22 protein-coding genes are annotated in these 25,052 nt (G+C 64.2%); 15 read left to right on the top strand and 7 right to left on the bottom strand.

Annotated features, from left to right (window positions below; all coding sequences use genetic code 11):
• Positions 1 to 45 precede the first annotated feature (45 nt).
• From EJ079_RS31925 to EJ079_RS31945, 5 genes are read left to right on the top strand one after another with little or no spacing between them, the layout of a single operon-like run.
• On the top strand, positions 46 to 843 hold the full coding sequence (locus EJ079_RS31925; protein ID WP_127398307.1) for an ABC transporter ATP-binding protein: 798 nt from the start codon (positions 46 to 48) through the stop codon (positions 841 to 843).
• Complete coding sequence (locus tag EJ079_RS31930) at positions 840 to 1,589, top strand: ABC transporter ATP-binding protein (RefSeq protein WP_127381440.1); 750 nt, start codon at positions 840 to 842, stop codon at positions 1,587 to 1,589. Before EJ079_RS31925 ends, EJ079_RS31930 begins: the two co-directional genes overlap by 4 nt.
• On the top strand, positions 1,586 to 2,494 hold the full coding sequence (locus EJ079_RS31935; RefSeq protein ID WP_127327031.1) for a branched-chain amino acid ABC transporter permease: 909 nt from the start codon (positions 1,586 to 1,588) through the stop codon (positions 2,492 to 2,494). Before EJ079_RS31930 ends, EJ079_RS31935 begins: the two co-directional genes overlap by 4 nt.
• Positions 2,491 to 3,474, top strand: coding sequence for a branched-chain amino acid ABC transporter permease (locus tag EJ079_RS31940; RefSeq protein ID WP_164874023.1), 984 nt, complete (start codon positions 2,491 to 2,493; stop codon positions 3,472 to 3,474). The genes EJ079_RS31935 and EJ079_RS31940 overlap by 4 nt, the downstream gene beginning before the upstream one ends.
• On the top strand, positions 3,471 to 4,775 hold the full coding sequence (locus EJ079_RS31945; protein ID WP_127398651.1) for an FAD-dependent oxidoreductase: 1,305 nt from the start codon (positions 3,471 to 3,473) through the stop codon (positions 4,773 to 4,775). The genes EJ079_RS31940 and EJ079_RS31945 overlap by 4 nt, the downstream gene beginning before the upstream one ends.
• A gap of 8 nt (positions 4,776 to 4,783) precedes the next feature.
• Here the strand turns inward: EJ079_RS31945 and EJ079_RS31950 are convergent, their stop codons facing one another.
• Genes EJ079_RS31950 through EJ079_RS31965 form a run of 4 tightly spaced genes read right to left on the bottom strand, consistent with a single transcriptional unit; the run spans position 4,784 to position 9,118 of the window.
• A complete protein-coding gene (locus EJ079_RS31950; RefSeq protein ID WP_127327028.1) occupies positions 4,784 to 5,440 on the bottom strand; it encodes a GntR family transcriptional regulator in 657 nt (218 codons plus the stop codon).
• A 19-nt stretch (positions 5,441 to 5,459) separates the two neighbouring features.
• Entirely contained in the window at positions 5,460 to 6,767 is a 1,308-nt protein-coding gene (locus tag EJ079_RS31955; protein WP_164873893.1) for an aspartate aminotransferase family protein, read from the bottom strand.
• Positions 6,768 to 7,826 carry a phosphotransferase gene (locus tag EJ079_RS31960; RefSeq protein ID WP_127811107.1) on the bottom strand — a complete coding sequence of 353 codons (1,059 nt, stop codon included), beginning with the start codon at positions 7,824 to 7,826 and terminating at the stop codon, positions 6,768 to 6,770. It lies immediately after the preceding gene.
• Entirely contained in the window at positions 7,823 to 9,118 is a 1,296-nt protein-coding gene (locus tag EJ079_RS31965; protein ID WP_164873894.1) for an ArgE/DapE family deacylase, read from the bottom strand. The genes EJ079_RS31960 and EJ079_RS31965 overlap by 4 nt, the downstream gene beginning before the upstream one ends.
• A gap of 169 nt (positions 9,119 to 9,287) precedes the next feature.
• On the opposite strand from EJ079_RS31965, the gene EJ079_RS31970 reads away from it, so the two are divergent.
• The 8 genes from EJ079_RS31970 (at position 9,288) to EJ079_RS32005 (ending at position 18,420) form a co-directional block, all read left to right on the top strand.
• Positions 9,288 to 9,986 carry a GNAT family N-acetyltransferase gene (locus tag EJ079_RS31970; RefSeq protein ID WP_127811109.1) on the top strand — a complete coding sequence of 233 codons (699 nt, stop codon included), beginning with the start codon at positions 9,288 to 9,290 and terminating at the stop codon, positions 9,984 to 9,986.
• Positions 9,987 to 12,713, top strand: a complete 2,727-nt coding sequence (locus tag EJ079_RS31975; RefSeq protein ID WP_127811110.1) for a LuxR C-terminal-related transcriptional regulator — start codon at positions 9,987 to 9,989, stop codon at positions 12,711 to 12,713.
• An 84-nt stretch (positions 12,714 to 12,797) separates the two neighbouring features.
• A complete protein-coding gene (locus EJ079_RS31980) occupies positions 12,798 to 13,919 on the top strand; it encodes a class II histone deacetylase (protein ID WP_127267844.1) in 1,122 nt (373 codons plus the stop codon).
• A gap of 4 nt (positions 13,920 to 13,923) precedes the next feature.
• On the top strand, positions 13,924 to 14,781 hold the full coding sequence (gene urtB / locus EJ079_RS31985) for an urea ABC transporter permease subunit UrtB (protein ID WP_127270111.1): 858 nt from the start codon (positions 13,924 to 13,926) through the stop codon (positions 14,779 to 14,781).
• On the top strand, positions 14,778 to 15,764 hold the full coding sequence (locus tag EJ079_RS31990; protein ID WP_127811111.1) for a branched-chain amino acid ABC transporter permease: 987 nt from the start codon (positions 14,778 to 14,780) through the stop codon (positions 15,762 to 15,764). Before urtB ends, EJ079_RS31990 begins: the two co-directional genes overlap by 4 nt.
• Positions 15,761 to 16,465: an ATP-binding cassette domain-containing protein gene (locus tag EJ079_RS31995; protein WP_127811112.1), complete on the top strand. Its 705-nt coding sequence runs from the start codon at positions 15,761 to 15,763 to the stop codon at positions 16,463 to 16,465. Before EJ079_RS31990 ends, EJ079_RS31995 begins: the two co-directional genes overlap by 4 nt.
• Before the next feature lie 2 nt (positions 16,466 to 16,467).
• The gene (locus tag EJ079_RS32000) at positions 16,468 to 17,169 is read left to right on the top strand and encodes an ABC transporter ATP-binding protein (RefSeq protein WP_127811113.1); all 702 of its coding nucleotides are present in this window, start codon (positions 16,468 to 16,470) and stop codon (positions 17,167 to 17,169) included.
• Positions 17,170 to 17,250: 81 nt separating this feature from the next.
• Positions 17,251 to 18,420 carry a substrate-binding protein gene (locus EJ079_RS32005; RefSeq protein ID WP_127327020.1) on the top strand — a complete coding sequence of 390 codons (1,170 nt, stop codon included), beginning with the start codon at positions 17,251 to 17,253 and terminating at the stop codon, positions 18,418 to 18,420.
• Positions 18,421 to 18,463: 43 nt separating this feature from the next.
• On the opposite strand, the gene EJ079_RS32010 is transcribed toward EJ079_RS32005, so the two are convergent.
• Complete coding sequence (locus EJ079_RS32010) at positions 18,464 to 20,110, bottom strand: acetolactate synthase large subunit (RefSeq protein ID WP_127811114.1); 1,647 nt, start codon at positions 20,108 to 20,110, stop codon at positions 18,464 to 18,466.
• An 85-nt stretch (positions 20,111 to 20,195) separates the two neighbouring features.
• Positions 20,196 to 21,533, bottom strand: a complete 1,338-nt coding sequence (locus EJ079_RS32015) for an aromatic ring-hydroxylating dioxygenase subunit alpha (RefSeq protein ID WP_164873896.1) — start codon at positions 21,531 to 21,533, stop codon at positions 20,196 to 20,198.
• A gap of 113 nt (positions 21,534 to 21,646) precedes the next feature.
• Between EJ079_RS32015 and EJ079_RS32020 the strand changes: the two genes are divergently transcribed.
• Positions 21,647 to 22,555 (top strand): LysR family transcriptional regulator, encoded by a 909-nt coding sequence (locus EJ079_RS32020; protein ID WP_164873897.1) that lies wholly within the window; start codon positions 21,647 to 21,649, stop codon positions 22,553 to 22,555.
• Between the two features lie 4 nt (positions 22,556 to 22,559).
• Here EJ079_RS32020 and EJ079_RS32025 read toward each other — a convergent pair whose 3' ends face one another.
• Positions 22,560 to 23,831 carry an FAD-binding oxidoreductase gene (locus EJ079_RS32025; protein ID WP_127811116.1) on the bottom strand — a complete coding sequence of 424 codons (1,272 nt, stop codon included), beginning with the start codon at positions 23,829 to 23,831 and terminating at the stop codon, positions 22,560 to 22,562.
• A gap of 196 nt (positions 23,832 to 24,027) precedes the next feature.
• Here EJ079_RS32025 and EJ079_RS32030 point away from each other — a divergent pair, with 196 nt between their 5' ends.
• The gene (locus EJ079_RS32030; RefSeq protein ID WP_127811117.1) at positions 24,028 to 25,020 is read left to right on the top strand and encodes a membrane dipeptidase; all 993 of its coding nucleotides are present in this window, start codon (positions 24,028 to 24,030) and stop codon (positions 25,018 to 25,020) included.
• Positions 25,021 to 25,052 lie beyond the last annotated feature (32 nt).

Genomic DNA, 25,052 nt, shown 5'->3' on the forward strand with positions numbered 1-25,052 from the left:
TCATAATCAGGAGACGGCAACGATCGTCTTCGGCCAGAGGGTTTGATGAGCGAGGCAACCAAACGGCAAGGGGAAACCCGCGCGCCGGTTCTGACGGCAAGGAATGTCGTCAGGCGGTTCGGCGGCCTTGTCGCGGTCAACGATGTCTCGTTTGACGTCAAAGCGGGAGAAATCCTCGGCTTGATCGGCCCCAATGGTGCAGGCAAAACGACGATGTTCGACCTGCTCGCCGGCAGCATCCTGCCGACCAGCGGCGAGATCCTACTCAACGGCACGCCTGTCTCGGGCGAAGCCGCGCATCTGCGCATCGGTCATGGCCTTGGCCGAACTTTTCAGATCCCGCGCCCGCTGCCCAATCTGACGCTGATCGAAAACATTATGCTGGCCGCACAGGGCCAGGCCGGCGAAAAGCTGCTCGCCAATTTCATCACGCCATGGCGCGTCGCCGCGCAGGAAAGAGCCGCCAGGACAAAGGCGCTCGAACTGCTGGAACTGGTCACCCTCACCCATCTCGCGCATGAGCCGGCGCGGGTGCTTTCCGGCGGCCAGCGCAAGCTGCTCGAACTCGCCCGCGTGATGATGGCCGACCCGGCGATCATACTGCTCGACGAACCGGCGGCCGGCGTCAACGCGACGCTGCTGGAGGTCATCATCGACCGCATCCGGGACATCAACGCGCGTGGCATCACCTTCCTGCTGATCGAGCACAATATCGATATGGTGACGCGGCTTTGCCATCGCGTCCTCGTCATGGCGAGCGGCCAGCTGCTCAGCGAAGGCACGGCCGAAGAAGTCGCTCGCGACCCACGTGTCATCGAGGCCTATCTCGGAGGCGCGGCATGAGCGAGATCGTCCTCGATGTCCGCGACCTCGAAGCCGGTTACGAGCCCGGCGTGCCGATCGTGCGCGGCGCCTCGATCACTGTCAAAAAAGGCGAGATCGTCGTCGTGCTGGGCCCCAACGGCGCCGGCAAGTCGAGCTTCATCAAGGCCATCGCCGGCCTCGTCCCGATCACCGGTGGCACGGTGTTTCTGGACGGCAAGGACATTACCGCTGCGCCTGCCCACACCATGGTGCGGCTTGGACTGGCCTTCGTGCCGCAGACCGAAAACATCTTCCCGCTGATGTCGGTCGAGGACAATCTCAGGGTCGCCTGCGGCGTCCTCGAGCGGCGCGAAATCCCTGCCCGCATCGAGGAGATGTATGCCGCCTTCCCAGACCTCGTCCGCCAGCGCCGCACCGCCGCCGGCAATTTGTCGGGCGGACAGCGGCAGATGCTCGCTGTCGCACGGGCGCTGATCGTCCACCCCAGAGTGCTGGTGCTGGACGAGCCGTCGGCCGGCCTGTCGCCGAAATTCGTCTCGATGGTGTTCGAGATGCTGGCCGGCATCCGCAAGTCCGGCGTCACCATCCTGCTGGTCGAACAGAATGCCAAGGCGGCGCTCGCCATCGGCGACCGCGCCTATGTCCTGGTCGAAGGCAAGGACCGGCACGAGGGCATCGCCTCCGAATTGTGGAACGATCCGGTGGTCGCCGAACTCTATCTCGGCCAGCGCCCATCTAAGGCAGGGAAAGGAGGTGAGGCATGAGCCTGCAATTTGTCGTCGACGGATTGCTGACGGGTTCGATGATCGGCCTCGGCGCCATCGGCGTGACGCTTACCTATTCGATCCTGCGCTTCTCGAACTTCGCCCATGGCGACTTCATGGCATGGGGCACCTATGCGACGCTGGCCGTCGTCAGCGCCATCGGTGCGACAGTAGGCAAGGTGGCGCCGATCGCACCGCTGTCCTTCGGCTGGCCGCTCATTGTTGCGCTCGTTATCGGCATGGCCTTCACCGCGCTCTTGGCGCTGCTGCTCGACAAGGTGCTGTTTTCGCGGCTTCGCTCGCAAGGCCAGGCGATCATCGTGGTGATGGCGAGCTTCGGCGCCTCGATGGCGCTGAGAAGCCTGCTCGAATTCACCTTCACCTCGCGGCCGACCTATTTCAGCCGCGCGATCCAGATCGCCATGCCGGTCGGCTTCGGCATCCGCATCACACCCGACCAGATCGCGCTTTTGCTGCTGACCGCGGTGCTGGTGCTCGGCGTGCATCTGTTGATAACGCGCACGCAGACCGGCCGCTCGATGCAGGCCTTGAGCCAGAACGCGGCGCTGGCCCGCATCGTCGGCATCGATGTCGCCAGCGTGGTGCGCGTCACCTGGGTCATCGGCGGCGCTCTCGCCTGCGTCGCCGGCGTGATGATCGGCATTCTGGTGCAGATCCGCCCGTTCATGGGCTTCGACATGCTGCTGCCGATGTTCGCCGCCGCCATTCTCGGCGGCATCGGCAGCATTCCCGGTGCGGTGCTCGGCGGCCTGATCATCGGGCTCGCCGAGGCTGGTGCGGTGCAGTTGATCGGCGCCGAGTGGCGCGCCGCCGTTTCCTTCATCATCCTGATGGCGGTGCTGTTCGTGCGGCCGATCGGCCTGTTTGGTGTGAGGGAACGCTGATGGACCTGCTCGGCTACGGCGCCTTCTTCCTGACCACAGCGCTGATCTTCTCGCTGGTCACGCTAGGGCTCAATTTGCAGTGGGGCCTGACCGGGCTGTTCAATGTCGGCCTCGCCGGCTTCGTCGCCATCGGCGCCTACACATCGGCGCTGCTGACCACACCGGACGATGCCGCGCGGCTGGGCGGCTTCGGCCTGCCGATCCTTGTCGGCTGGGCGGGCGCCATGGTCGTCGGCGGCATCGCTGCAGCGCTTACCGGCATGGCAACGCTGCGGCTGAAATCCGACTATCTGGCGATCACCACCTTCGGCGTCGCCGTCGTCGTGCAACTGGTCGCGCTCAACGCGCAGAAACTGACCGGCGGCCCGTTCGGCATCGGTTTTATTCCGCGCCCCTTCGGCAGCCTTGCCGAGACGCCGCTGCTGTTCAACCTGTCCAACCTTGGCGTGGTCTCGGTGGTGACGCTGATCGCCTATCTCGCCTTGGAACATTTGTCGCGCAGCCCGTGGGGGCGGGTCTTGAAGGCGTTGCGCGAGGATGAGCGGGCGGCGATCTCGCTTGGCAAGAGCGCGCGTTTCTACCGCGTCCAGGCCTTTGCCGTCGGCGGCGCCATCATGGCGCTGGCCGGCGCGCTGCAGGCGCATTTCACCGGCTTCATCGCGCCGGACAATTATCTGCCGATCCTGACCTTCCAGGTCTGGGTGATGCTGATCGTCGGCGGTTCCGGCAGCAATCTCGGCGCCGTCATCGGCAGCATCCTGGTGTGGGCGATATGGGCCGGATCGGGCACGCTGACCAGCATCCTCTTCCCGCCGGAACAGCAGGCTCGCGCCGCCGCGCTGCAGATCGCTGCCATCGGCGTCATGCTCTGCGTCATACTGCTGATCCGGCCGAACGGCCTATTCGGCGACAGACCGCGGCGGTCCTGGTTAGGTAAGCGGGCGAAGGCGGCGACGGCCAGGAGCATTTCGCCGTCATGAATGCCACGGTTCGGCGGGAAACGCATGGCGCTTCGCTGTGGCATGCCGTCAGCCGCAACCGCCGCGAGCGGCCGGCGCTGCAGAGCGGGCTCGCTGTCGACCTGGCCATCGTCGGCGGTGGCTTTTCCGGTCTTTCCACCGCGCTGCACGCGGCGGGGAAAGGCCTTTCCGTCGCCGTTCTCGAAGCCGAATTCATCGCCTGGGGTGCGACCGGCAGGAATGCGGGCTTTGTCGTGCCGAACTTCGCCAAAATGGATCCAGTCGACATACTGGCCCATCTCGGACCGTCGCGCGGCGAAAGGCTGATCGATTTCGCCGCCGGCAGCGCCGACCTGGTCTTCCGCCTGATCCGGCAGCACGGCATCGACTGCGACGCCGTGCAGAACGGATGGATCCAGCCTGCGCATTCGCCTGCCGCCTTCGAGAAGGTCAAGTCACGTGCCGGGCAATGGGCACAGCTTGGCCGGCCGGCAGTCACATTGGACCGGCAGGAAATCGAAGCCCTGACGGGCGTGCCGGGCTATGCCGGCGGCTGGATGGATCGTTGCGGCGGCGTGCTCAATCCGGTCGCCTATGCGCGCGGGCTTGCCGATGCGGCGGAGAAAGCCGGCGCGAAGGTCTTCGAGCAGACGCGCGTCGCCTCGGTTGATCGCATAGCCGATGGCTGGATGCTAAAAACCCCATCTGGCTCAGTACGCGCCGGCAAGGTGCTGATCGCCACCAACGCCTATGGCTGGTCCCTCAATCCGTCATTGCAGCGAACCTATTTCCCGCTGAAAGTCTTCCAGACCGCGACAGCGCCATTGCCTCGTGAAGTACGCAGCCGGTTGCTTCCCGGCGGGCAAGGCGTCGGTGACACCAGACGCAATCTGTTCACCTTCCGCTTCGACGCCGAAAACCGGCTGATCAGCGGCGGCATGAACATCCTTGGCGCTGGTGCCGACACGCGCGTACCGCAGACGATTTGGCGAAGGCTTGGTCGGCATCTCGGTCTGCCCGACCTGCCGCCGCTTGCCTACAGCTGGTCGGGAATGGCAGCGGTTGAACCGGATTTCCTGCCGCACCTGATCGACCTCGGTCCGGGCCTGATCGCCGGACGCGCCTGCAACGGCCGCGGCATCGCGATGACAACGGCGATGGGCAAGGTGCTGGCGGACTGGGCCTCTGGAACCGAGGCCCGCGACCTGCCGCTGCCCTATGCGTCGCCGGCGCCAATCCCGTTCCATGCCTTGCTGCGGCACGCGCCCAACATGCTGCTCGGCTGGAGCATGCTGCGCGACCGGCTGGACGGGACGAGCTAGGCCGACGGCTACCTGGCAGCGTCAAGGTTTGCCGACAGCACGGCGGCCGCCATCGCGATGTCCTCTTCTATGAAGACCCGCACAGTGGGGCCGCTGCGCTGCTCCAGTGCGGCGACGATCTTGCGATGCGCGTCGTTGGAGTGCGGGATGTAGCGATCGGCCTGCATCAGCAGCTTGAGATAAGGCCCAACCCGCCCCCAGAGGTCGCGGATCATGTTCAAAAGGATCGGCGCGCCGGCATGCTGGTAGATGGCGAAGTGGAACGCCTCGTTCAACGAGAGATAGGCCCTGGCGTCGCCGGCCTCGATGGCACGCTGCATGCCGGCGAGCGTCGCCTGTATGTCAGCCAGCCCGCTTTCGCTCATCCTGGTCGCCGCCATCTCGCCCGCCAGTCCCTCGACGGCGATACGGATGCGCGTCAGTTCCTCGAAGGCAGGCGCGGACAGCAACGGCACGATGACCGAGCGGTTGTTCTGCATCTCGAGCAGTCGCTCGGCGACAAGCCGCTGCAGCGCCTCGCGGATTGGCGTGGTCGAGATGCCGAACGTCTCGGCGAGCTTGCGTATAACCAGCGTCTGCCCCGGGCTGAAACCACCCGAAATCAATTCCTGCTTGAGCGCACCATAGGCGCGGTCATTCAGGGTCTGATGTTCGAGCTTCAGCATGCGCGGCCCGCTCCGATCACTAGTTCGACAAAGCGCGATCGAGCGTCTCGGCCAGTTGCTCGGCATTGTCCCTGGCAAACGGCAGTGGCGGCCTGATCTTCAGCACATTGCCGCGCGGACCGCAGGACGAGATCAGCACGCCGTCCTCGCGCATGGCTTCGACGACCGCCGATGTCTTGGTGGCGGCCAGCGCCTCGTCACCGTCCGCCGTCAGCTCGACACCGAAATAGAGGCCGTTGTGCCTGATATCGGCGACCGCGCCATGCCGGCTCTGCAGGGCGCGCAGCAGCTCAGCCGTATAGGCGCCGACATTGCGCGCATTCTCGATCAGTCCTTCGCCTTCGATCACCTCCAGAACGGCGAGGCCGACGGCGGCAGCGACCGGATTGCCGCCAAAAGTGTTGAAGTAACCGGTGTTCGAGCCGAAGGAGGCGACAAGTTGCGGCCGCACCAGCACGGCACCCATCGGGTGCCCATCGCCGATCGGCTTGCCCATCGTGACGATGTCGGGCTCGACGCCGTAATTCGCGAAGCCCCACATGCCCTGGCCGAGCCGGCCGAAGCCAGACTGGACCTCATCGGCAATGACGATGCCGCCGGCCTTTTTTACATGGTCGGCCGCCTCGCGCATTACCGCCGCATCCGGAAAGAAGATGCCATCGCTGGAAAAGGCCGAGTCGAGAAGCAATGCGGCCGGCCGGATATTCTTTGCGCGCATATCTTCGATGGCGGCAGCGACATTTCTGGCGAAATCATGTGCGGCCCGGCCATGGTCGCGGAACGTGTCCGGCGCTGTCACGGTGCGGTGCTGCGCGGGCACGCCCTTTGCCCCGACCGCCGCCGGCGACAGCTGCGCCGTCGCGATGGTGGCGCCGTGATAGGCAAAGTCGGTGATGATCACCCCGGTGCCGCCGCTGGAATGCTGGGCGATGCGGATGGCGAGGTCGTTGGCCTCGCTGCCGGTGCAGGTGAACATGGCATGGCCGAGATGGGCCGGCACGGTGCCGAGAAGTTTCTCCGCGTAGTCGAGGATGATCTCGCTGAGATAGCGTGTGTGGGTGTTGAGCGTGGCGGCCTGCGCCGACAGCGCCTCGACGACACGCGGATGGCAGTGTCCGACCGAGGCGACGTTGTTATAGGCGTCGAGGAATCTGCGACCCTGGGCATCGTAGAGCCACACACCGCTGCCACGCACCAGATGGATCGGGTTGCGGTAGAAGGCGCGATAAGTCGGCCCGAGCAGCCTGGCGCGGCGCTCGAGCAGCGCGCGCTCCGATGCTGCCGCGTCGGCATTTGAAGGATATGGCGAGGACTGGGACACGAGCATTTACTCCGGATTGGAATTGTCGAGAAAATAGCGGCGGGCATCGGTGGATGACAGACCATCCAGCTTTTCAAGCGAGGCCCAGACCTCGGTGGCGAGGCGCAGCACATAGTCGCGCTTGGCCGGGAAGCGCTCGGCCTGCCAACTGGCGATATTGACGATGAGCGCAAGGCGGGCACGGATCAGATTGAAGAGAATGCTGATCTCTTCCTCCTCGAGCGGCTGCACGGACTGATAGCCGGCGACGAAGCGCGCGGCCGGCGCCAGCGGATGGCCTTCCGCCGGCCAGCGATAGACGGCGCCGACGGCGAGGTCGCAGATCAGCGGCGAATGGATCATGTCGCCGAAATCGAGGATGCCGCTGACGATTTCCGGCCGCGACGCGTCCATCACCACATTGTAGGAGTTCATGTCGTTGTGGACGATCTGCGCGCGCAGGGTGGGGATGACCGGCGCCGCATGCTGCTCGAAGGAGTCGATCGCGCGCTCGACCATCGCCCGCCGGCTCGGATCACTGATATGCGCCATCATCGGCCGTGTCTTGGCGACCTTGCGGATGTCCCAGAGCAGGTCGCTGCCGGCGGCCGGGTGGAAGAAGCCGCGCAGCGCCCGGCCAAGGCGGGCGAGGAAGATGCCGAGATTGCGATCCTGCGCATCGGAAGTCGGCGAGCGCGACAGCAGCTGACCGGGCAGATAAGCCACCAGCCGGATGATGCGCGGCGCCGATCCACCAACACTGGCTGCAAATTGCGGCTCGCCTTCAAGGCTTTTGCGCACCGAGGGAACCGGCAAGGTGGAGTCGACTGCAAGGATGTGGTCGAGCGCCTTGTTCTGGAAATCGGTGAAGCCGGCCTCTTCCGCCGGATGGGAGATCTTTAGAACGAACTCACGCTCGCCGTCGGCCTGGATGTGGAAATTGTGGTCGCGTTCGCCAGGCAGCGGACGCGCGGTGCCGGTCAGCCCATAGTACCGGCGCAGGATGGCGAGCGCTTCGGCCGCCGAAACATCAGGCGCGTCCTCGGCGAGTGTTTCGCCGAACGCATCGGGGACGGCCGCATTCATGGCTTAGCCTCGATAGGTTCAAGCCCGCACCAGTCGGCGATGAACAGCGCGATGGTCTGGGTGACCTTGCGCACCGAGTCGAGATCGACCGCCTCGTCATAACCATGCGGCATGCGGCAGATCGGGCCATAGACGATCGCCGGCGTGTCGGCATAGAGGCCGAAGAAGCGTGCATCCGTCGTCGCCGAGGTGACGTGTTCCGTCAGCGGCTCGCCCCAGACGGCGGTATGGCTGCGGCGCAGCACGGATTCCATCTCGTCGGCATCCTCCAGCACATAGCCTTCGGCCATGAAGCCGTTGTAGGTGAGGCTCGGCGGACGATTGGCCAGGAACGGATCGGCACGCGCCGCTTCGGCGATACAGGCCTCGAGCTCGGCTCTCGCGTCTTCGAGCCTCTGGCCGGGATAGGTGGCGACGCGCATCTCGAAGACACATCGCGCCGGAACGCTCGATGTCCATTCGCCCCCTTCGATCTTGCCGAGATTGAAGCGGATCGGGTGCGGGTGATCATGGAAATGCTTGTCGTCGACCTTGCGCGCGTTCCAGACGATTTCGAGTTGCTTCAGCGCCTGGATGATGACAAATGCCTTTTCGATGGCATTGGCCCCGGCCGAAAATGCACCCGACGCATGCTGCGGGTCGCCGTCGACCTCGACCCGGAACCAGATCGGCCCGACCTGCGCCCGCATCAGCCTCGGCTCCAGCGGTTCGGGAATGAAGGCGGCGTCGGCGCGGTAGCCGCGCTGCAGGCAGGCAAGCGCGCCATTGCCGGTGCATTCTTCCTCGACCACCGACTGCAGGTAAACGTTCGCGGCCGGCTGATAGCCAAGGCTGCGCAAGGCGGCCAGCGCATAGAGACAGGCGGACAGGCCGGCCTTCATGTCGCCGGCGCCGCGGCCATGCATCCAGCCGTCCTCGATCACCGGGTCGTAGGGATCGCGCACCCAGCGGTCGAGCGGTCCGGTCGGAACGACATCGATATGGCCGTTGAGGATCAGCGAGCGGCCGGTCGCGTTTCGCGGCGTATGCGTGGCAACGACATTGAAGGCGTCGTCATAAGAAACTGCCACGGGTGAAAAACCCGGCAGGTCGCGAATCGCATCGACATCGACGCGCCACATGTCGACGGCATAGCCGTCAGCCTCAAAGGCAGCCGCCATGAACGATTGTGCGGCATGTTCCTCGCCACGCTGCGAAGGAAAACGCACGAGCTCTTGCAGAAACGCTACCTGCCGCGCGAAGCCGTCATCGACCGCGCTCAGAATGGCCTCGTCCGCAATCCGCTCAGGCATAATATTTCACTTTCTTCTGAATGGTGTATCATATCTCATATGCCATTCCTGTGAAATGCAAGAGGCATACGCGCCAAACTTTCAGTCCAAGGTTTGCCGTTCGATGCTGCCATGGTCTTGGGGAGTTGGCATCGGATGCAGCAAGCCGATACTGCTATCTCTGGAAGACATGACGGGGAATGCGTTGATCACCGAAGACATGATGCCGGCCGAAATCACCGATCTCGCCATTGGCTACCATCGCCTGCCGGCGGGCAAGCTTGCCAATGCCGTGACGTGGATGGAGGCGCGCTCGCCGCAGCCCGATCTCGCGCACCCCTTGGCCATGACACGGATCACGACGCCCGACTGCGCTTCCTATCGGGCGATCTTCCTCGAGATCGGCGCGCCCTGGCTTTGGGACCGTGTTTCCGAAATGTCCGATGCCGAAATCACCGAGCATTTCGCCGACCCGCGCCAGCATCTCTACTACGGCCATGACGAGACCGGCGCCCATCTCGGTATGGTCGAATTCTTCGTCGCCGACAGCAGCGAGATCGAGATCATCTATTTTGGCCTGTTCCCGTCCCTGACCGGCAGGGGTTTCGGCAAACGGCTGATGGCCGGGGCACTGGACCTCGCATGGTGTCTCAACCCGAGCCGCATCTGGCTGCATACAAGCAGCTTCGATCATCACAGTGTCATCGGGTTCTACAGTGCCTGCGGGTTCGTGCCGTTCGCGACCGGATTTGAGATCGTCGACGATCCCCGGATCAAGGGAACCTTGCCGCGCGATGCCGCACCGCAGATTCCGCTGATCGAAACGGAGTGGAGCAATGGCAAGGGAGCCGCGCTTTCCCCGGAAAAGCGACAAGTTGCGCGGACCTAGATGAGAACAGCCCCGCAATCCGTCAGCCAAGCGTCGCCGCACCATCGCCGATGGGTGCGCCGCGAGACCATCCTGTCGACGCTGGAGCGCCATATCGACACGCGCATCGTGCTGTTCGCCGCGCCGGCCGGCTTCGGCAAATCGACGACGATGTCGCAATGGGCCGCGGAAGTCGCGCGCCACGGCCGTCTGACCGCATGGCTGTCCTGCGAGGCAACCGACAATGACGAGGGCGCCTTCCTGTCGCATCTGGTTGGCGCGCTCCGCCATCTCGTCCAGAGCCCAGCGGAACTCGACCTCGCCTTCCAGTCGAGCCCGATCCCCCAGCTCGATGTCGTGCTCTCGGCACTTGTGGCGGGTCTGGCGGCGCGCCAGGCCGACATCACCCTGTTCTTCGACGATTACCACGCCGTCGAGGCGCCGGCGGTGAAGCGGTTCATGGAGCGTCTGACCCGGCAGGCGCCGGCAAACGTCGCCTTCGTCATCGGCTCGCGCAGCCTGCCCGACCTGCAGCTCGGCAAGCTCCGGGTGCTTGGCGACGTCTTCGAAATCGGCCCGGACGATCTGCGCTTCGCCTCGTCAGAAGCGGAAGCCTTCTTCAACGACAAGCTGGGCTTGAGCGTCAGCAGCGGTGCGGTGGAAACCCTGTGCTCGCGCACCGAAGGATGGGCCGCCGGCCTGCAACTGGCCTCGCTGTCGCTGAGTGCCGCACATGCACCCGAAACCGTCATCGGCAACTTCACCGGCGCCAACCGAAACGTCGCCGACTTCCTGATGGGCGAAGTGTTCCTGGAACTGCCGCCGGCAATCGCAAAATTCCTGCTCTACAGTTCGATCTTCGAACGCTTCAGTGCCGAGGCCTGCCGAGCGGTGATGCGGGCGGCCGATGCCGAGGCGGCGATTACCGAGATCGAGACGCGCAACCTGTTCCTGGTGCCGCTCGACGAAGAACGGCGCTGGTTCCGCTACCATCATCTGTTCCGCGATTTCCTCAGCCGCGAAATGGAGCGGCGCGAACCGGAGATGATCGCGCCGCTGCATCTGGCGGCCGCCGAATGGTTCGGCGAGCGCAAGATGCTGACAGAGGCGATCGGGCACGCGTTGGCCGCCGGCGACCATGCCCGCGCGGCGGTGTTCGTCGAGAACAATGCGCTCGACCTCATCGCCCAGTGCCAGCTCCTCTATGTGCGTCAGTTGCTTGCGCTGCTGCCGAGGACGCTGATTGACCAGCGCATCCGGCTGCAACTCGTCGTGCTGTGGCTGGCGGTGCACAGCAGCCAACCCGAGATTGCGCAGCAGACGCTTAGCAACGCGCGCAAGCTGGTCGAGGCCGGACCGGCCGACGGCAGTGACCCGGGCACCATGACCGGCACGACGATAAAGGCCGAGCTCGTGGTCCTCGCCGCTGCCGTGCACAGCACGCTGGAGCAGTTCGATCAGGCGCGCGACACAGCCCTTGCGGCCCTGCGCGTCATTGCGCCCGATGCCTGGTTCATGGAGGGCGCGACCGCCAACGTCATAGGCTACAACCTCTATGCGCTGGGCGACCTCGAAGGTGCCCGCGCCGCGATCGACGCGGCACGACGGGCGCACGAGCGAAGCGGCAGCCTGCTCGGCGTCACCATCGCCAATTGCTACATGGCCGTGATCGAGCGTTCGGCGGGCCGCCTGCCCGCCGCAGAGCGGCTGCTGCGCAACGCCATCATCGAGGCCAGGGCGCGGATCGGTGCAAACTCCTATGCCGAAGCCCTAGCCGGAACGCTGCTTGCCGAACTCGCCTACGAGACCAATGCGTCGGGCGAGGCGTTGACGCTGGTCGAGAATCTCGGACCGCAGATCGAAGGCGCTGCGGTGATCGTCTATCCCTTGGCCAGCGTGCCGACCTATGCCCGCGTGCTGCAGCTGACCGGCCGCACCGAAGCGGCACTGGATATGCTTGAGCGCATCTATCAACGCGTGCGCGGCACCGTCTATCGCCGCCTGGCATCGATGATCGTGCATGACCGCATACGTGTGCTGCTCGACCAGAACCGCAATGTCGAGGCGCGCGCGCTGCTGACCGAGCATCGCGGCGAAGGGACCGAGGCTTCGATGGCCATCACCACAGCCAACGAGTTCGAGTTCTTCGCCGAAGGCCGCCTGCTGACGGCCGAGAAATCCTATGCCGCGGCCGCCCGAATTTTCGACGAATTGTTGGTGCGAACGAAAAGCAGCGGGCGCATGCGCCGCCATATCCTCGCGCTGATCCTGGACGCCAAGGCTGCCAGCGCTGCCCACGACCAACGCGAGGCAGACCGCAATCTCCTCGAAGCACTGCGTCTTGCCCAGCCGTCAGGCTTCATCCGTTCCTTCGTCGACGAGGGAAGGCCTGTCGTCGAAGGGTTGAGGCGGCTGCGTGCGGCTCAGGCGAAGACCGATCCCGCGCTGTCAGCCTATGCGACGCGCATCATCGATGCCGCGCAGGCGATGCCTGTCGCGACAAGCAAACTGACCGCACCAACCGCTGAGAAGGAACAGCTCACCCAGCGCGAGGCCGAACTGCTGCGCTATCTCACTGAGGGCATGTCCAATCGCGATATCGCCTTGGCGCTGTCGGTGAGCGAAACCACGGTGAAATGGCACCTGAAGAACATTTTCGGCAAGCTTGCGGTATCCAACCGGGTGCAGGCGGTGCGCGCCGCGCAAGGGTCAGCAGGCGCCCATCCCCCTCCGAAAGGAGGGGTATAGAATAACGGGCACAACCCCTCTTTCGGGTCGGGCCACATGATCGTCAGCCTGCTAGCGTCACCTGGTTTTCGGAGGACGCTGCGGATGGCGACAGGCTACGTTTTTCACGAACAGCTGATGTGGCACGACACCGGCCCCAGCGCCGACATGATGCCGCCCGGCCGTTTCGTGGAACCCGGCCGCCATCTGGAATCGCCCGGCTCGAAGCGCCGGCTGAACAACCTCATCCAGGTCAGTGGCCTGTCGCGTCATCTGGTGCCGATCATCCCAGAGCCAGTCTCGATCGAGGACCTGCTGCGCGTGCACACGCAACGCCATGTCGACGATATCCGCATGCTGAGCGAGCGTGGCTCCGGTTTCGCCGGACCACAGGCGCCGATCGGTCTCAACAGCTTCGACATCGCGCTGCTGTCTGCCGGCACCACCTATGCCGCCATGCGCGCGGTGCTGACCGGCCGCGTCGACAATGCCTATGCGTTGGCGCGGCCGCCGGGGCATCATGCCGAACCCGACCAGGCGATGGGCAACTGCCTGTTCTCCAACATCGGCGTTGCTGTCCGCCGGCTGCAGCATGAAGGTTTGCTCGGGCGCGCGGCGATAGTCGACTGGGATGTGCACCACGGCAACGGTACCGAGACGGTGTTCTATTCCGACCCGTCGGTGCTGACCATTTCCGTGCATCAGGACAATCTCTACCCGACCGGGCGCGGTGCGCTGGCCGACAACGGGAAAGATGCCGGCAAAGGCTACAACATGAACATACCTCTGCCGGGGGGCAGCGGCACCGGCGCCTATGAAGCGGCTTTCGACCGCGTCATCGCACCTGCGCTGCGCGCCTACAGACCGGACCTCGTCATCGTCGCTTCCGGCTTCGATGCGTCAGGCTTTGATCCGCTCGGCCGCATGATGCTCAACAGCGAATGCTTCAGGCGGCTCGCCGCGCGCATGGTGGCGTTGGCCGCGGAAACATCGCAAGGACGCCTGATCATGACCCATGAGGGCGGCTACTCCGAAGGTTATGTGCCGTTCTGCGGCCATGCCGTCATCGAGACGCTGGCCAATCACCGTACCGAAGTGGTCGATCCGCTGTCGGACCATATCGACGAGTGGGCTGGGCAGGATCTGCAGCCACACCAGGCTGCTGCGATCGATGCCGCAGAGGGGCTGCTCGCCGGCCTGCGCCAACGTCTCGCAAGCGCGGCCTGACGCGATGGATTTTCTCATCACCACGCTGCTCAATGCTCTGACGCTGATCAGCATCCTGATGCTGGTCGGGCTCGGGCTGGCGATCAGCTTCGGCCTGATGAACGTCACCAATTTGGCGCATGGCGAGTTCGTCACCGTCGGTGCTTTCGCGGTCTATTTCGTCCAGAGCATGGGCGGCTCGTTCTGGCTGGGATTGGCTGCGGCGCCCATCGCCGGCGCGGTGGTCGGCTGTATCCTCGAATTCGCCATCATCCGCCATCTCTATTCCAGGCCTGTCTCGACCGTGCTCGCCACCTGGGGCGTCAGCCTGATCCTGCAGCAAGGGCTGGAACTGACCTTCGGCCTCGGCGCCAAGCCGGTGACGCCGCCGATCGAGGGCACGCTCGATCTCGTCTTCACCGTCTATCCGGCCTACCGGCTGATCCTGATCGGCATCGCCATGCTGACCTTGCTCGGCGTCATCCTGCTGATCAGCCGGACGCCCTTCGGCCTCGATATCCGAACCGTCATCCAGAACCGCGAGATGGCCGAGGGCGTCGGCATCAACACGCGGCGTACCTACGCCATTGCCTTCACCTTCGGCGCGGCCATCGCCGGGCTTGCCGGCGGACTGGTCGCGCCACTGGCGATCGTGCTGCCGCAGATGGGGGTGAACTATCTCGCCAACGCCTTCTTCGTCGTCATCGTCGGTGGCGTCGGCTCGATTGGCGGCCTTGTCGCCGGCAGCGTCTTCGTCGGCGGGCTGACCAGCATCCTCAATTATCAGATCTCGCCGTCGCTGGCGCAGGCGATCGTGCTGCTGGCTGCTATCGTCGCTGTCCGTCTGCGGCCCAACGGTCTGTTCAACGGAGCGTCGCGATGATCGCCCGTGATCGCAACTGGCTGCTGATCTTCGCCACCTGCGTGGCGCTCGCGATCATCTATCCGTTCTTTGCCGGCGGCTATCAGCTGACGGTGATCCGCGACGCGCTGATCTTCGGCCTTTTCGCGGCGAGCCTCGACTTCTTCTGGGGCCGCACCGGAATCCTGTGTTTCGGCCACGCCGCCTTTTTCGGCATCGGCGGCTACATCATGGCGCTGGTCACACTCAATGATGCCATCCCCTTTGGAAGCTTACTCGGCATCATGGGTGCGGTGGCGGGTGCGGCCTTCGTCGCCGCCATCATCGGCTACTTCCTGTTCTTCGGCGGCATCCGTGGCAGCTATTTCACCATCGTCACGCTGGCCATGGGCGTCATCTGCCAGCAGGCCGCGGTCTCCTGGAGCTCGGTTACCGGCGGCGACAGCGGCCTGATCGGCATCCCGCCGATCGAGTTCGATCTTGGCGGGCTGCACGTCGATCTCAGCCAGGATCTGCCCAGCTACATCTTCGTCTCGGCCATCGTCGCCATGACGGTGCTGGCGCTCTGGTTGATCAGCCGTGGCCGCTGGGGCACGGTGCTGACCGCCATTCAAGACAATGAAATCCGGGCGGCCGCGCTCGGCCACAATGCGCCGTTGCGGCTGCTTGTCACTTTCGTCCTGTCGGCGGCGATCGCCGGCCTTGCCGGCGCCCTCTATGTCTGCATGGCCGGGCTGGTGGCACCCGATCTGTCCGGGCTGCTTCTGTCGACGGAAGTTGTCGTCTGGGTGGCGGTCGGCGGACGCGGCACGCTGCTTGGGCCAGTACTGGGCGCCATCTTCATTCAGCGCGCGCAGCAGACGATCAGCAGCTTCAACCCGAGCCTATGGCCCCTTCTGCTCGGCTGTGTCTTCGTCATCATCGTCTTCGTCCTGCCGGATGGCATCCTGTCGATCTACGCGCGGCTGAAAGGCCTGTTCAAGGGCAGGAGGCGCGCGCAATGAGCGACATCCTGCTGCAGGCTGAAAATGTCGGTATCCGCTTTGGCGGACTGCAGGCGCTGGAGGCTCTGAACCTCACCGTACGAGACAAGGAGCTTTGCTGCATCATCGGGCCGAACGGCGCTGGCAAGAGCACTTTCCTCAACGTGCTGACGGGCACGCTGCGTCCGACCAGCGGCAGCGTGCGCTTCCTCGGCCATGACATCGCCGGACTGCCGCTGCATCGCATCGCCCGGCTCGGCATCGCCCGCAAATTCCAGATACCCTCGGTCTTCCCGAACCTCTCGGTGGAGGACAATCTGAAGGTCGCGCGCTGGGGCGCGCCTTCGCCTGTGCACCCGGTTGGTGAACTCTTGGAACTGGTCGCGCTCGGTAACCGTGCCGCCACGCTGGCCGGCGAGCTCGCGCACGGCCAGAAGCAATGGCTGGAGATCGGGATGGCGTTGGCGATAGAGCCGCGCCTGCTGTTGCTCGATGAACCCACTGCCGGCATGACGCCGCAGGAGACGCTGGCGACGGCGCAGATGCTGCTGCGCCTCAAGGGCGAGTTCTCGATTGTTGCCGTCGAGCACGACATCCGCTTCGTGCGGGCGCTGAACTGCGAGACGTTGGTGCTGCATCAGGGACGCCGGCTGCGCAGCGGTCCTTTCCATGACATCGAGACCGACGAGATGGTCCGCGATGTCTATCTGGGGAGGCGCTGATCATGCTGCGAACAATGGCGGTGTCGGCCGGCTACGGTCTGCTCCCCGTGCTGAACGGCATCGACCTCAGCGTCGCGCCGGGCGAAGTGATCGGCTTGCTCGGCCGCAACGGCGCCGGCAAGACGACGCTGTTGCGCGTCATCGCCGGCGGCTTGCGGGCAAGCGGCGGCGCCATAATCCTCCGCGACCAGGACCTCACCAACGCTCCGGCTTTCCGCCGCGCGCGCGCAGGCATCGCGCATGTGCCCCAGGGGCGCGGGATCTTTAACCAGCTGACGGTGCGGCAAAACCTGGAAGTCGGCACCCGCGCCGCCAAGGACCGTGGCGACGGCGGCATTCCGGCCGACATCTTCGGCTATTTTCCAATCCTGCGCGAACGCGAAGCGCAGGTCGCCGGCACGCTTTCGGGCGGCCAGCAGCAGATGCTGGCGATCGGCCGCGCACTCTGCGGTCTGCCGTCGGTGCTGCTGCTCGACGAGCCCTCGGAAGGCATCCAGCCGAACATCGTGCAGTCGATCGCCGAACTGGTGCCGCGCATAGCCCGCGAGCGCGGCATCGCGATCGTTCTGGTCGAACAGAATCTCGATCTCGTTCTCAAGGCATCGGACCGTTGTCTGGTGATGGAGAAGGGCAGGATCGTCCATGAAGGCGCGCCGGAGGCGTTCGCCGACGAGACCCTGCTCAAGGATTTGTTGGCTTTATAGGGCCCGCCCGAAGCGCGCCTGGACCTGTTGGCTTTGTAAGGCGTGCATGGGGCGCGCCTGGGACTGGAAGGGAACACAACAATGATAAGCAGAAGAACTGTCTTGAAATCCGGCGGCGCCGCGGCCGCCTTCGCCATCGTCGGCGCGCCGTCGATCCTGCGCGCCGCCGACACCGTCAAGGTCGGCCTGTCGATCCCGATCACCGGGCTGCAGGCGATCCTCGGCGAGACGCTGCTCAATTGCTACAAGCTGGCCGCCGCCGAGCTCAACGCCGCCAACGGCATTGGCGGACGCCAGGTCGAGCTCATCATCGAGGACAACCAGACCACGACCAAGGGCTCCATCGACAAGGCGCGCAAGCTCATCAACGAAGACAAGGTCGACGTGATCATGGGCACGATCATTTCGCCCGAACGCAGCGCCACGCTGTCGGTCACCTCGAAGGCCAAGAAGCTGTTCTTCTACCCGACCAATTTCGAAGGCGGCGAATGCAACCGCTACTTCGTCGCCACCGGCCCGATCCCGATGCAGCAGGTCGACCCGATGATGCCGTGGGTGGCCGAGAACCTCGGCAAGACGATCTATGTCATGGCTTCGGACTATGCCTGGCCGCAGAAGATGACCGAGGCGATCACGGCGGCCTATGAGAAGGCCGGCGGCAAGATCATCGGCGCCGACTACTATCCGTTCGGCACCACCGATTTCGGCCCGGCCTTCCAGAAGATCAAGTCACTGAAGCCCGATGTCGTCTGGTCGATGGTGGTCGGCAACGACGCCGTCACCCAGCTCAAGCAGTATCGCAGCTTCGACATCAAGCAGCCGCTGATCGCCCCGCTCGACGAGGTCTTCAACAAGGACGCGCTGCCGCCCGGCGTGGCGGCCGGCACCTATGCGCCGCAACCCTACTGGATGGCGCTCGACAACCCGGTCAACAAGAAGTTCATCTCGAGCTTCCGCGAGAAGTTCGGTCAGGAGAAGATGGTCAACGGCATCGGCGAGGCCGGCTACAACGGCCTGCATCTCTATGCGCTGGCCGCCGAGAAGGCTGGATCGTTGAAGGACGATGATGTGCTGGCCGCGCTGCCGTCGATCGAGTTCGACGCACCGCAAGGCAAGATTCGTGTCGACGCCACCAACAACCACACGCTGTGCCATTCCTATGTAGGCAAGGCGGCGGCCGACGGCATCGGCTACGAGATCGCTAAGGACTTCGGCACCATCGAGCCGGTGACGCCTTACTGCAAGGTGTAGGGTCTTCCGCCCAAGCAATCCTGACGGCGGCTTGTCGCTGCCGTCAGGGCGTCTGCGGCGCTGGCAGCCGCTCGCGCAATTCGTCGACGAGCACCCTGGTGTTTTCGGAATAGTCGATGGGCACGACGACGAGATGCACGCCGCCGCCGGTGAAGGCCTTTTCAAGCGCCGGCCGCAAGTCGGCGATCTCCGCAACCCTGGTCCCCTTGGCGCCATAGGCCTCGGCATACTTGACGAAATCGGGATTGCCGAAGGTCATGCCGAAATCCGGAAATTCGTCAACCGCCTGCTTCCAGCGGATCATGCCGTAGGCATGGTCTTCGAGCAGCAGGACGACGAGGTTGAGCTTGAGCCTGACGGCGGTTTCCAGTTCCTGGCTGTTCATCATGAACCCGCCATCGCCACAGATGGCCATGACACGGCGCTGCGGATAGAGTAGTGCCGCCATCATCGCCGACGGCAAGCCCGCGCCCATGGTGGCCAGCGCATTGTCGAGCAGGATCGTGTTTGCCATGCGCGTCCGGTAGTTGCGCGCAAACCAGATCTTGTACATGCCGTTGTCGAGGGCGAGAATCCCGTCGGCCGGCATCACGGCGCGCACGTCGTGCACGATGCGCTGCGGCGTGAAGCGATCTTCGGTGGCGCGCGCGGCGATCCGGCTCAGAATGCCTTCGCGCAGCGGCAGCAGGGCCTGCGCGTTGGGGATCTTGCCCTCGATGCGGTCGGCCAGCAGCGCCAGCGAAGGGCCGAGGTCGCCGACGATTTCGGCTTGCGGGAAATAGACCTGCTCGACATCGGCTGATTGGTAGCCAACATGAATGACCTTCGGCCCCTTCGCTCCCATGATGAAGGGCGGCTTCTCCACGGTGTCGTGACCGATGGTGATGATCAGATCGGCCTGCTCGATGGCCTCGTGCACATAGTCGCGCTCCGAAAGGGCTGCCGTTCCCATATAGAGCTCCGTGCCGCCGGGCACGGTTCCCTTGCCCATCTGCGTGGTGAAATAGGGAATTTGCGTGCGCAGCACGAACTGCGCGACATCGGGGGTCACGCGCGGTCGCGACGCCGCCGCGCCGAACATCAACAGCGGACGCCTGGCTTCCATGATCATACGGGCGGCGCGATCAAGCGCGCCCGGGCTGGCCAGCGGCAGTTCGACGGGGTGCGTCGGCACCAGCGCGATCGGTTCACACTCGGCCGCCGCAATGTCTTCCGGCAGTTCAAGATGTACGGGGCCGGGACGCTCTTCCTGGGCGACACGGAAAGCTTCGCGCACCAGCGAGGGGATCATCTTCGGCGAGACGATCTGGCGCGACAGCTTGGTCAGCGGCTTCATCGCCGCGACGATATCGACGATCTGGAAGCGCGCTTGCCGGGATGACAGGATGCCCTTCTGGCCGGTGATCATGATCATCGGCATCGCGCCGAGCAGCGCATAGGCCGAACCGGTCGAAAGATTGAGCGCGCCTGGGCCAAGCGTGGTGATGCACACACCTGCCTTGCCGGTGAGCCTGCCATAGGTGGCGGCCATGAAAGCGGCTGCCTGCTCGTGGCGGGTCAGGATCAGCTGGATCGAGGAGCGGCGGATGGATTCGACGATATCGAGATTTTCTTCGCCGGGAATGCCGAAAATCCGTTCGACCCCTTCGTTCTCGAGGGCCGCGACGAACAAGTCCGAACCTTTGGTCATAAACTGTCTCTCCCGCAACATTCCGTCGGCCACCTTCATATGGCATCGGAATGCGACGCCTCAAAGAGGCATCTTCGGCCGCGGGTCAGAGCCGCGTGTTGCAGCTCGCCGCCTTCGGCGATGCGAAAAGTTCCTTCGGCGCGGACCACTGGCTGACGGTCGCGCCGCGCGTGCCGGTGATCAGCGAGCGCAGTTCCGACAGATAGGTCTGCACGAAGAACGAGGTCTGGCTTTCCAGCGGCGTGTAGGGGCCTGGCCGGTAGGCACGGGACATAATGCCGTCGGCATTGTCCTCGGTGATCTTCTTGTCCTGCACCGTGGTGACGTCCCACATCCAGCTGATCGCATCGGCGTCGATGTCGTTATCGGCATCCTTGTCGACGAGCCAGGTCAGGATGACGTCTGTTTCCATGGCGTTGCGCGGTATCATCTGGAACAGCGTGACATAATCATTGGCAGCACTTGCAAACGACAGGCGTCCGAGGCGAAAGCCGCTTTCGCCGCCATCATAGGCGTGACGACCACCCATCAGGCACGAGAGCCCCTCGCCCGTATTGGACAGCGTGTTACGGCCGGAGCCGATCGGCTTGCGGTGCATGGCAAACGGCATCGTGTCGAGGTCGCCTGCTTGCCATGCGCCCTTGTGGAACTCGGCATCGCCGATGACGCTGTGCCAGGCCTCGATTTCGTTCTGCCACTCGACCGCCTTGTCGGCATCGCGGGTCGCGGTCACTTTGACATGGCCGTTGACGCGGTAATATTCGGGATGAGCCGGCCGGCAGTGATAGCATTCGAGAAAATTCTCGAGCACCAGCTTCCAGTTCGCCTTGGTCAGATAATTCTTGCGGGCGACGATGCGTGCACGGTCGAGGCCGTTTTCGCGCAAGCCGCCCGTCAGCCCGTCCGCGACAGGCTGGATGTCGGGCAGCGAACTAGCATCGAGGCCGCAGAAGACGAGGCCGCCGAAACCCTTGCAGGGCACGCGGTGCAGTCCCAGCGCTTCCGGATCGACGCTTGCCGGCAGATCCTGCCGCGACTGCAATTCACCGGTCAGCCTGAACGACCAGGCATGATAGGGGCAGACCAGAAGCTTGCCGCGACCATCTTTGGCGCAGAGCCGCGAGCCGCGATGGGTGCAGACATTGTAATAGGCCGCGATGTCGTCCTCGCCATCGCCGAAGCGCACGACGATGATCTCCTCGTCGAACAGCTGGCGCACGATGTAGCGGCCCTTTTCAGGCACCTCGCTGGCATGGGCGACAAGCATCCATTGGCGTGGGAACCACAAGTCACGCTCCAGCGCGAAGATCGCAGGGTCGGCATAGAAGGCCTGTTCCAGCGACCAGTCCGGACGTTGCCGGTCGATCAGCCTGACGGTCTCGCTTCTGTCGATAGGCTGGCTGTTCGGTGTGTAGGCCTGCACGGCAAACACCTTTCTGCTCGCTGGCGTTAGGATGATTTTTCGATAGAGTGTGCGATGCGGAAAGGCTTGCGGCAAATACAGAAATAATAGACCTCCATATCGAAAAGGCATGAATGCAGGTTCGGATCGTGAAAACCCTCAAGACATCGCTTCCCCTGCTGAACGCCATGGTCGTCTTCGAGGCTGCCGCCAGGCATGGCGGGCTGACGCTGGCCGCGCAGGAGCTCAACATCGCACAATCGGCGGTCAGCAGGCATGTCGCCAACCTCGAGCGCCAGTTGTCGGTCGAGCTGTTCACGCGCAAAGGCAACCGCGTCGCCGTCACCGGGGCCGGCAACACGCTGGCCGAAGCGATCCGCGAGGGTCTCGGCACCATCAGGCAAGCGGTCGAGGATTTGACCGCGCACGACAGCGATACATTCGTGGTCGGCTGCAGCCACGATTTCGCGCAGGCATGGCTGATGCCACGCTTCGACCTCATCACATCGCGGGTGGCCGGCGACCGGGTGCTTTTGCAGACTTCCACCGATTACAGGGATTTCGACCAGCCCGAAGTGGCGCTGTCGATCCGTTTCGGCGAAGCCGGGCAATGGCCCGAATTCGTGGCCGACAAACTGCTCGACGGCGAATGGTTCCCGGTTTGCGCACCGGCGTTCCTGGCGCGTTACCCGGGGCTCGCCTCGGAGGACCCCGAGGCTTTCCTGGCGGTGCCGCTGCTGCACCAAGTGACGCCGCCCGGCGCGATCGACAGTTGGCAGTCATGGATCGGAACCGAGCGGAAACTCGATGGGCCTCGGTTCACCAGCTACATGTCGATGATCCATGAAACCATCGCCGGGCGCGGAGCTGCGCTCGCCTGGGCGGGGTTTGCCGACGAGCATCTGCGTCGCGGCCAGCTCGTCCGGCTGACGAAAACCTCGCGTCGCCACGCCGGCTCCTTCCACATCGTCATGAGGAAGAATGCCGGCCCGGTGGTCAGGGCGGTGGCGCAGGCGCTGCTGGCCAGCGTCGGCGACAGCTAACAGATCAGGCCTCGCGACCAAACCGCGACGCTTCATGACGCGCGCCCCAGGCCGGCATGGCGGCCTCGATCTCGGCCTCCGACTTGAAGGCATCGGAGGCGTAGCGATCGACACGGAACCGCTCGGCGGAAACGAACGGGGTGTGCCCGAGGACCAGTTCGCAGGATAGCCGGCCAAGACCCGGTCCATGGGTGACGCCGCTCTCATTGTCGCCGCCGACGACCACGACATTGTCGCTGCCGGGCACCTTGCCGACGACAAGGCCGTTGTCGGGCGTGTAGCACGGCACGCCTTGCGCCCAGCTCGCGATCGTCGAACCGCGCAGCGGCGGGAACACAGTCTGCAACTCGGCAAGCTCCTGCTCGGAGGTCTCCCGCATCAGCTCGATATTGTGCGGCTGGCCAGGTTCGATCTCGTTGTCGTCGGTCTTGTAGAGAGGTTTGTAATGCCGGCCGGTTCCCCACATGACGGCGCCGAATGTTTCGCGCAGCCACAGCCGCAATTCGCGGCACTGGACCGTGGGAATGGTCGACGGCAGCCCGCGATCGTCGGTGACGATGCGCGTTGCGACGACGCGCAGCAGCGGCAACTTCCAGCCGAGGCCTGACATGACCTGGTTGTTCCAGGCGCCGGCGGCAACGATCACGCCGTCAGCCTCAAGGCTGCCCTGATCGGTCTCGATGGTCACCCGATCGCCGGCATCATGGACGGCCGTTACGCGTGTGCCGCTGCGAAAAACACCGCCGAGCTCGCTGATCTGGCCGGTCAGTACCCCCATCGCCAGCTTGGTGTCGAGCTGGATGCCATGCGGATTGTAGGCGGCCGAATGGACCCGCGCCGGATCGATGAGGCCCTGCATCTTCTGGCCGATCTGCGCGGCGTTCAAATCCTGCATTTCCGGCGGTGCATAAGGAGAGTCCAGCACCGGTCGGACGAAACGCTCGCGCCCGTCCTCGGTCAGCGCCATGACCAAGGTGCCGTTCGGCCGATAGCCGATCTCGACGCCGACCTCGTGCAGCCTGCGATAGAAATCGAGGCCATATTGCTGCAGCTGAAGGCCCTCTTCGCCAAGCGGGATCATGCCGGCGGACCAATGGGAGACGAAGCCAGCACCAGCGCTTGTGGTTGCGGCACCCGGCTGGCCGGCATCGATGACCGTCACTTGGCGCACGCCGGACCGCAGCAAATGGAAAGCCGCGCTGCAGCCGATAATGCCGCCGCCGATCACGGCGATATGCCTGCTATCGCTCCCGCCATGGCTTCCGTTTGAGCTCATCTTTGTTCTCCCTTTTGCCGATGGTCCGGTCGGAGCGACATGCAGCGACGGCGACCATATAGGCCCGTTCGGAGCTGTCTAGACACATGTGTCTGTGGCCTGATACTTGAGGCGCACTGCATCTGGATCGCACGTCCGGAACGCCGCTTGATCCGGCCTTCCGTCGTGTCGGCGTTGCCAAGAGAGTGAGGAAAAAGTGAGCGTTTCGACTGCCGCCAAGGCCATTTTCGACACTGAAATCATATGGGACGCACATTCCGGCTTCATGCCGGACCCAGCTGCGGACCTGAACAATCTGCAGATCTGGCGCGACGCCGGCATCGACTATCTGTCCATCGATGTCGGCTTCGACCTGTTGCCCTGGGAGCAGACAGTGCGGACGCTCGCAAATTTCCGTCACTGGATCCTTGCCAATCCCGAGCACTACACGCTGGTCTCCTCGGTCGCGGAAATCCGCAAGGCCAAGCTCGAGGGCAAACTGGCGATCACCTTCGACATCGAGGGCATGAACGCACTCGACGGCCGCATCGAGATGGTGGAGTTCTATCACCATCTGGGCGTGCGCCAGATCCTGTTCGCCTATAACAGGAACAACCTCGCCGGCGGCGGTTGCCACGATGTCGAGACCAGCCTGACGGCGTTCGGCCGCCAGGTCATCGACGAGATGAACCGACTCGGCATGTTCGTCGACGTCACCCACACCGGCTATCGCACCTCGATGGAGGTGATGGAGTACTCCAACCGCCCTGTTATTTTCTCGCACTCCAACGCCAAGGCCCTGTGCGGCCATGGCCGCAACATCACCGACGAGCAGATCAAGGCCTGCGCGCGCACCGGCGGCATAGTCGCGATCGTAGGGCTCAATCGTTTCCTGGGAGAGGGACGCACGGACTCGGACAGGCTGGCTGACCACATCGAATATCTCGTTGACATGGCTGGCCCAAATCATGTCGGCATCGGGCTGGACTACGCCTTCCCCGTCGACGTCAAAGGCATCGACCGTATCATTTCCGACAATCCGCAATTCTGGCCCAAGAGCGAATATCCGGAAGGGGCGACGACCTACGCGGCTCCAGGTCAGATGCGCGAACTGACCGAGGTTCTTCTGCGCCGCGGCCAGTCCGAGCAGACCGTGCGCGACGTCCTGGGCGGCAATTTCATGCGCCTGGCGGCTGAAATCTGGAAGTAAAGGGAAGCAGAGAGGCGCATCTCCGCTCAAGC

The organism is Mesorhizobium sp. M7A.F.Ce.TU.012.03.2.1 (assembly GCF_004006095.1).
In the GTDB taxonomy this organism is placed as follows: Bacteria; Pseudomonadota; Alphaproteobacteria; order Rhizobiales; family Rhizobiaceae; genus Mesorhizobium.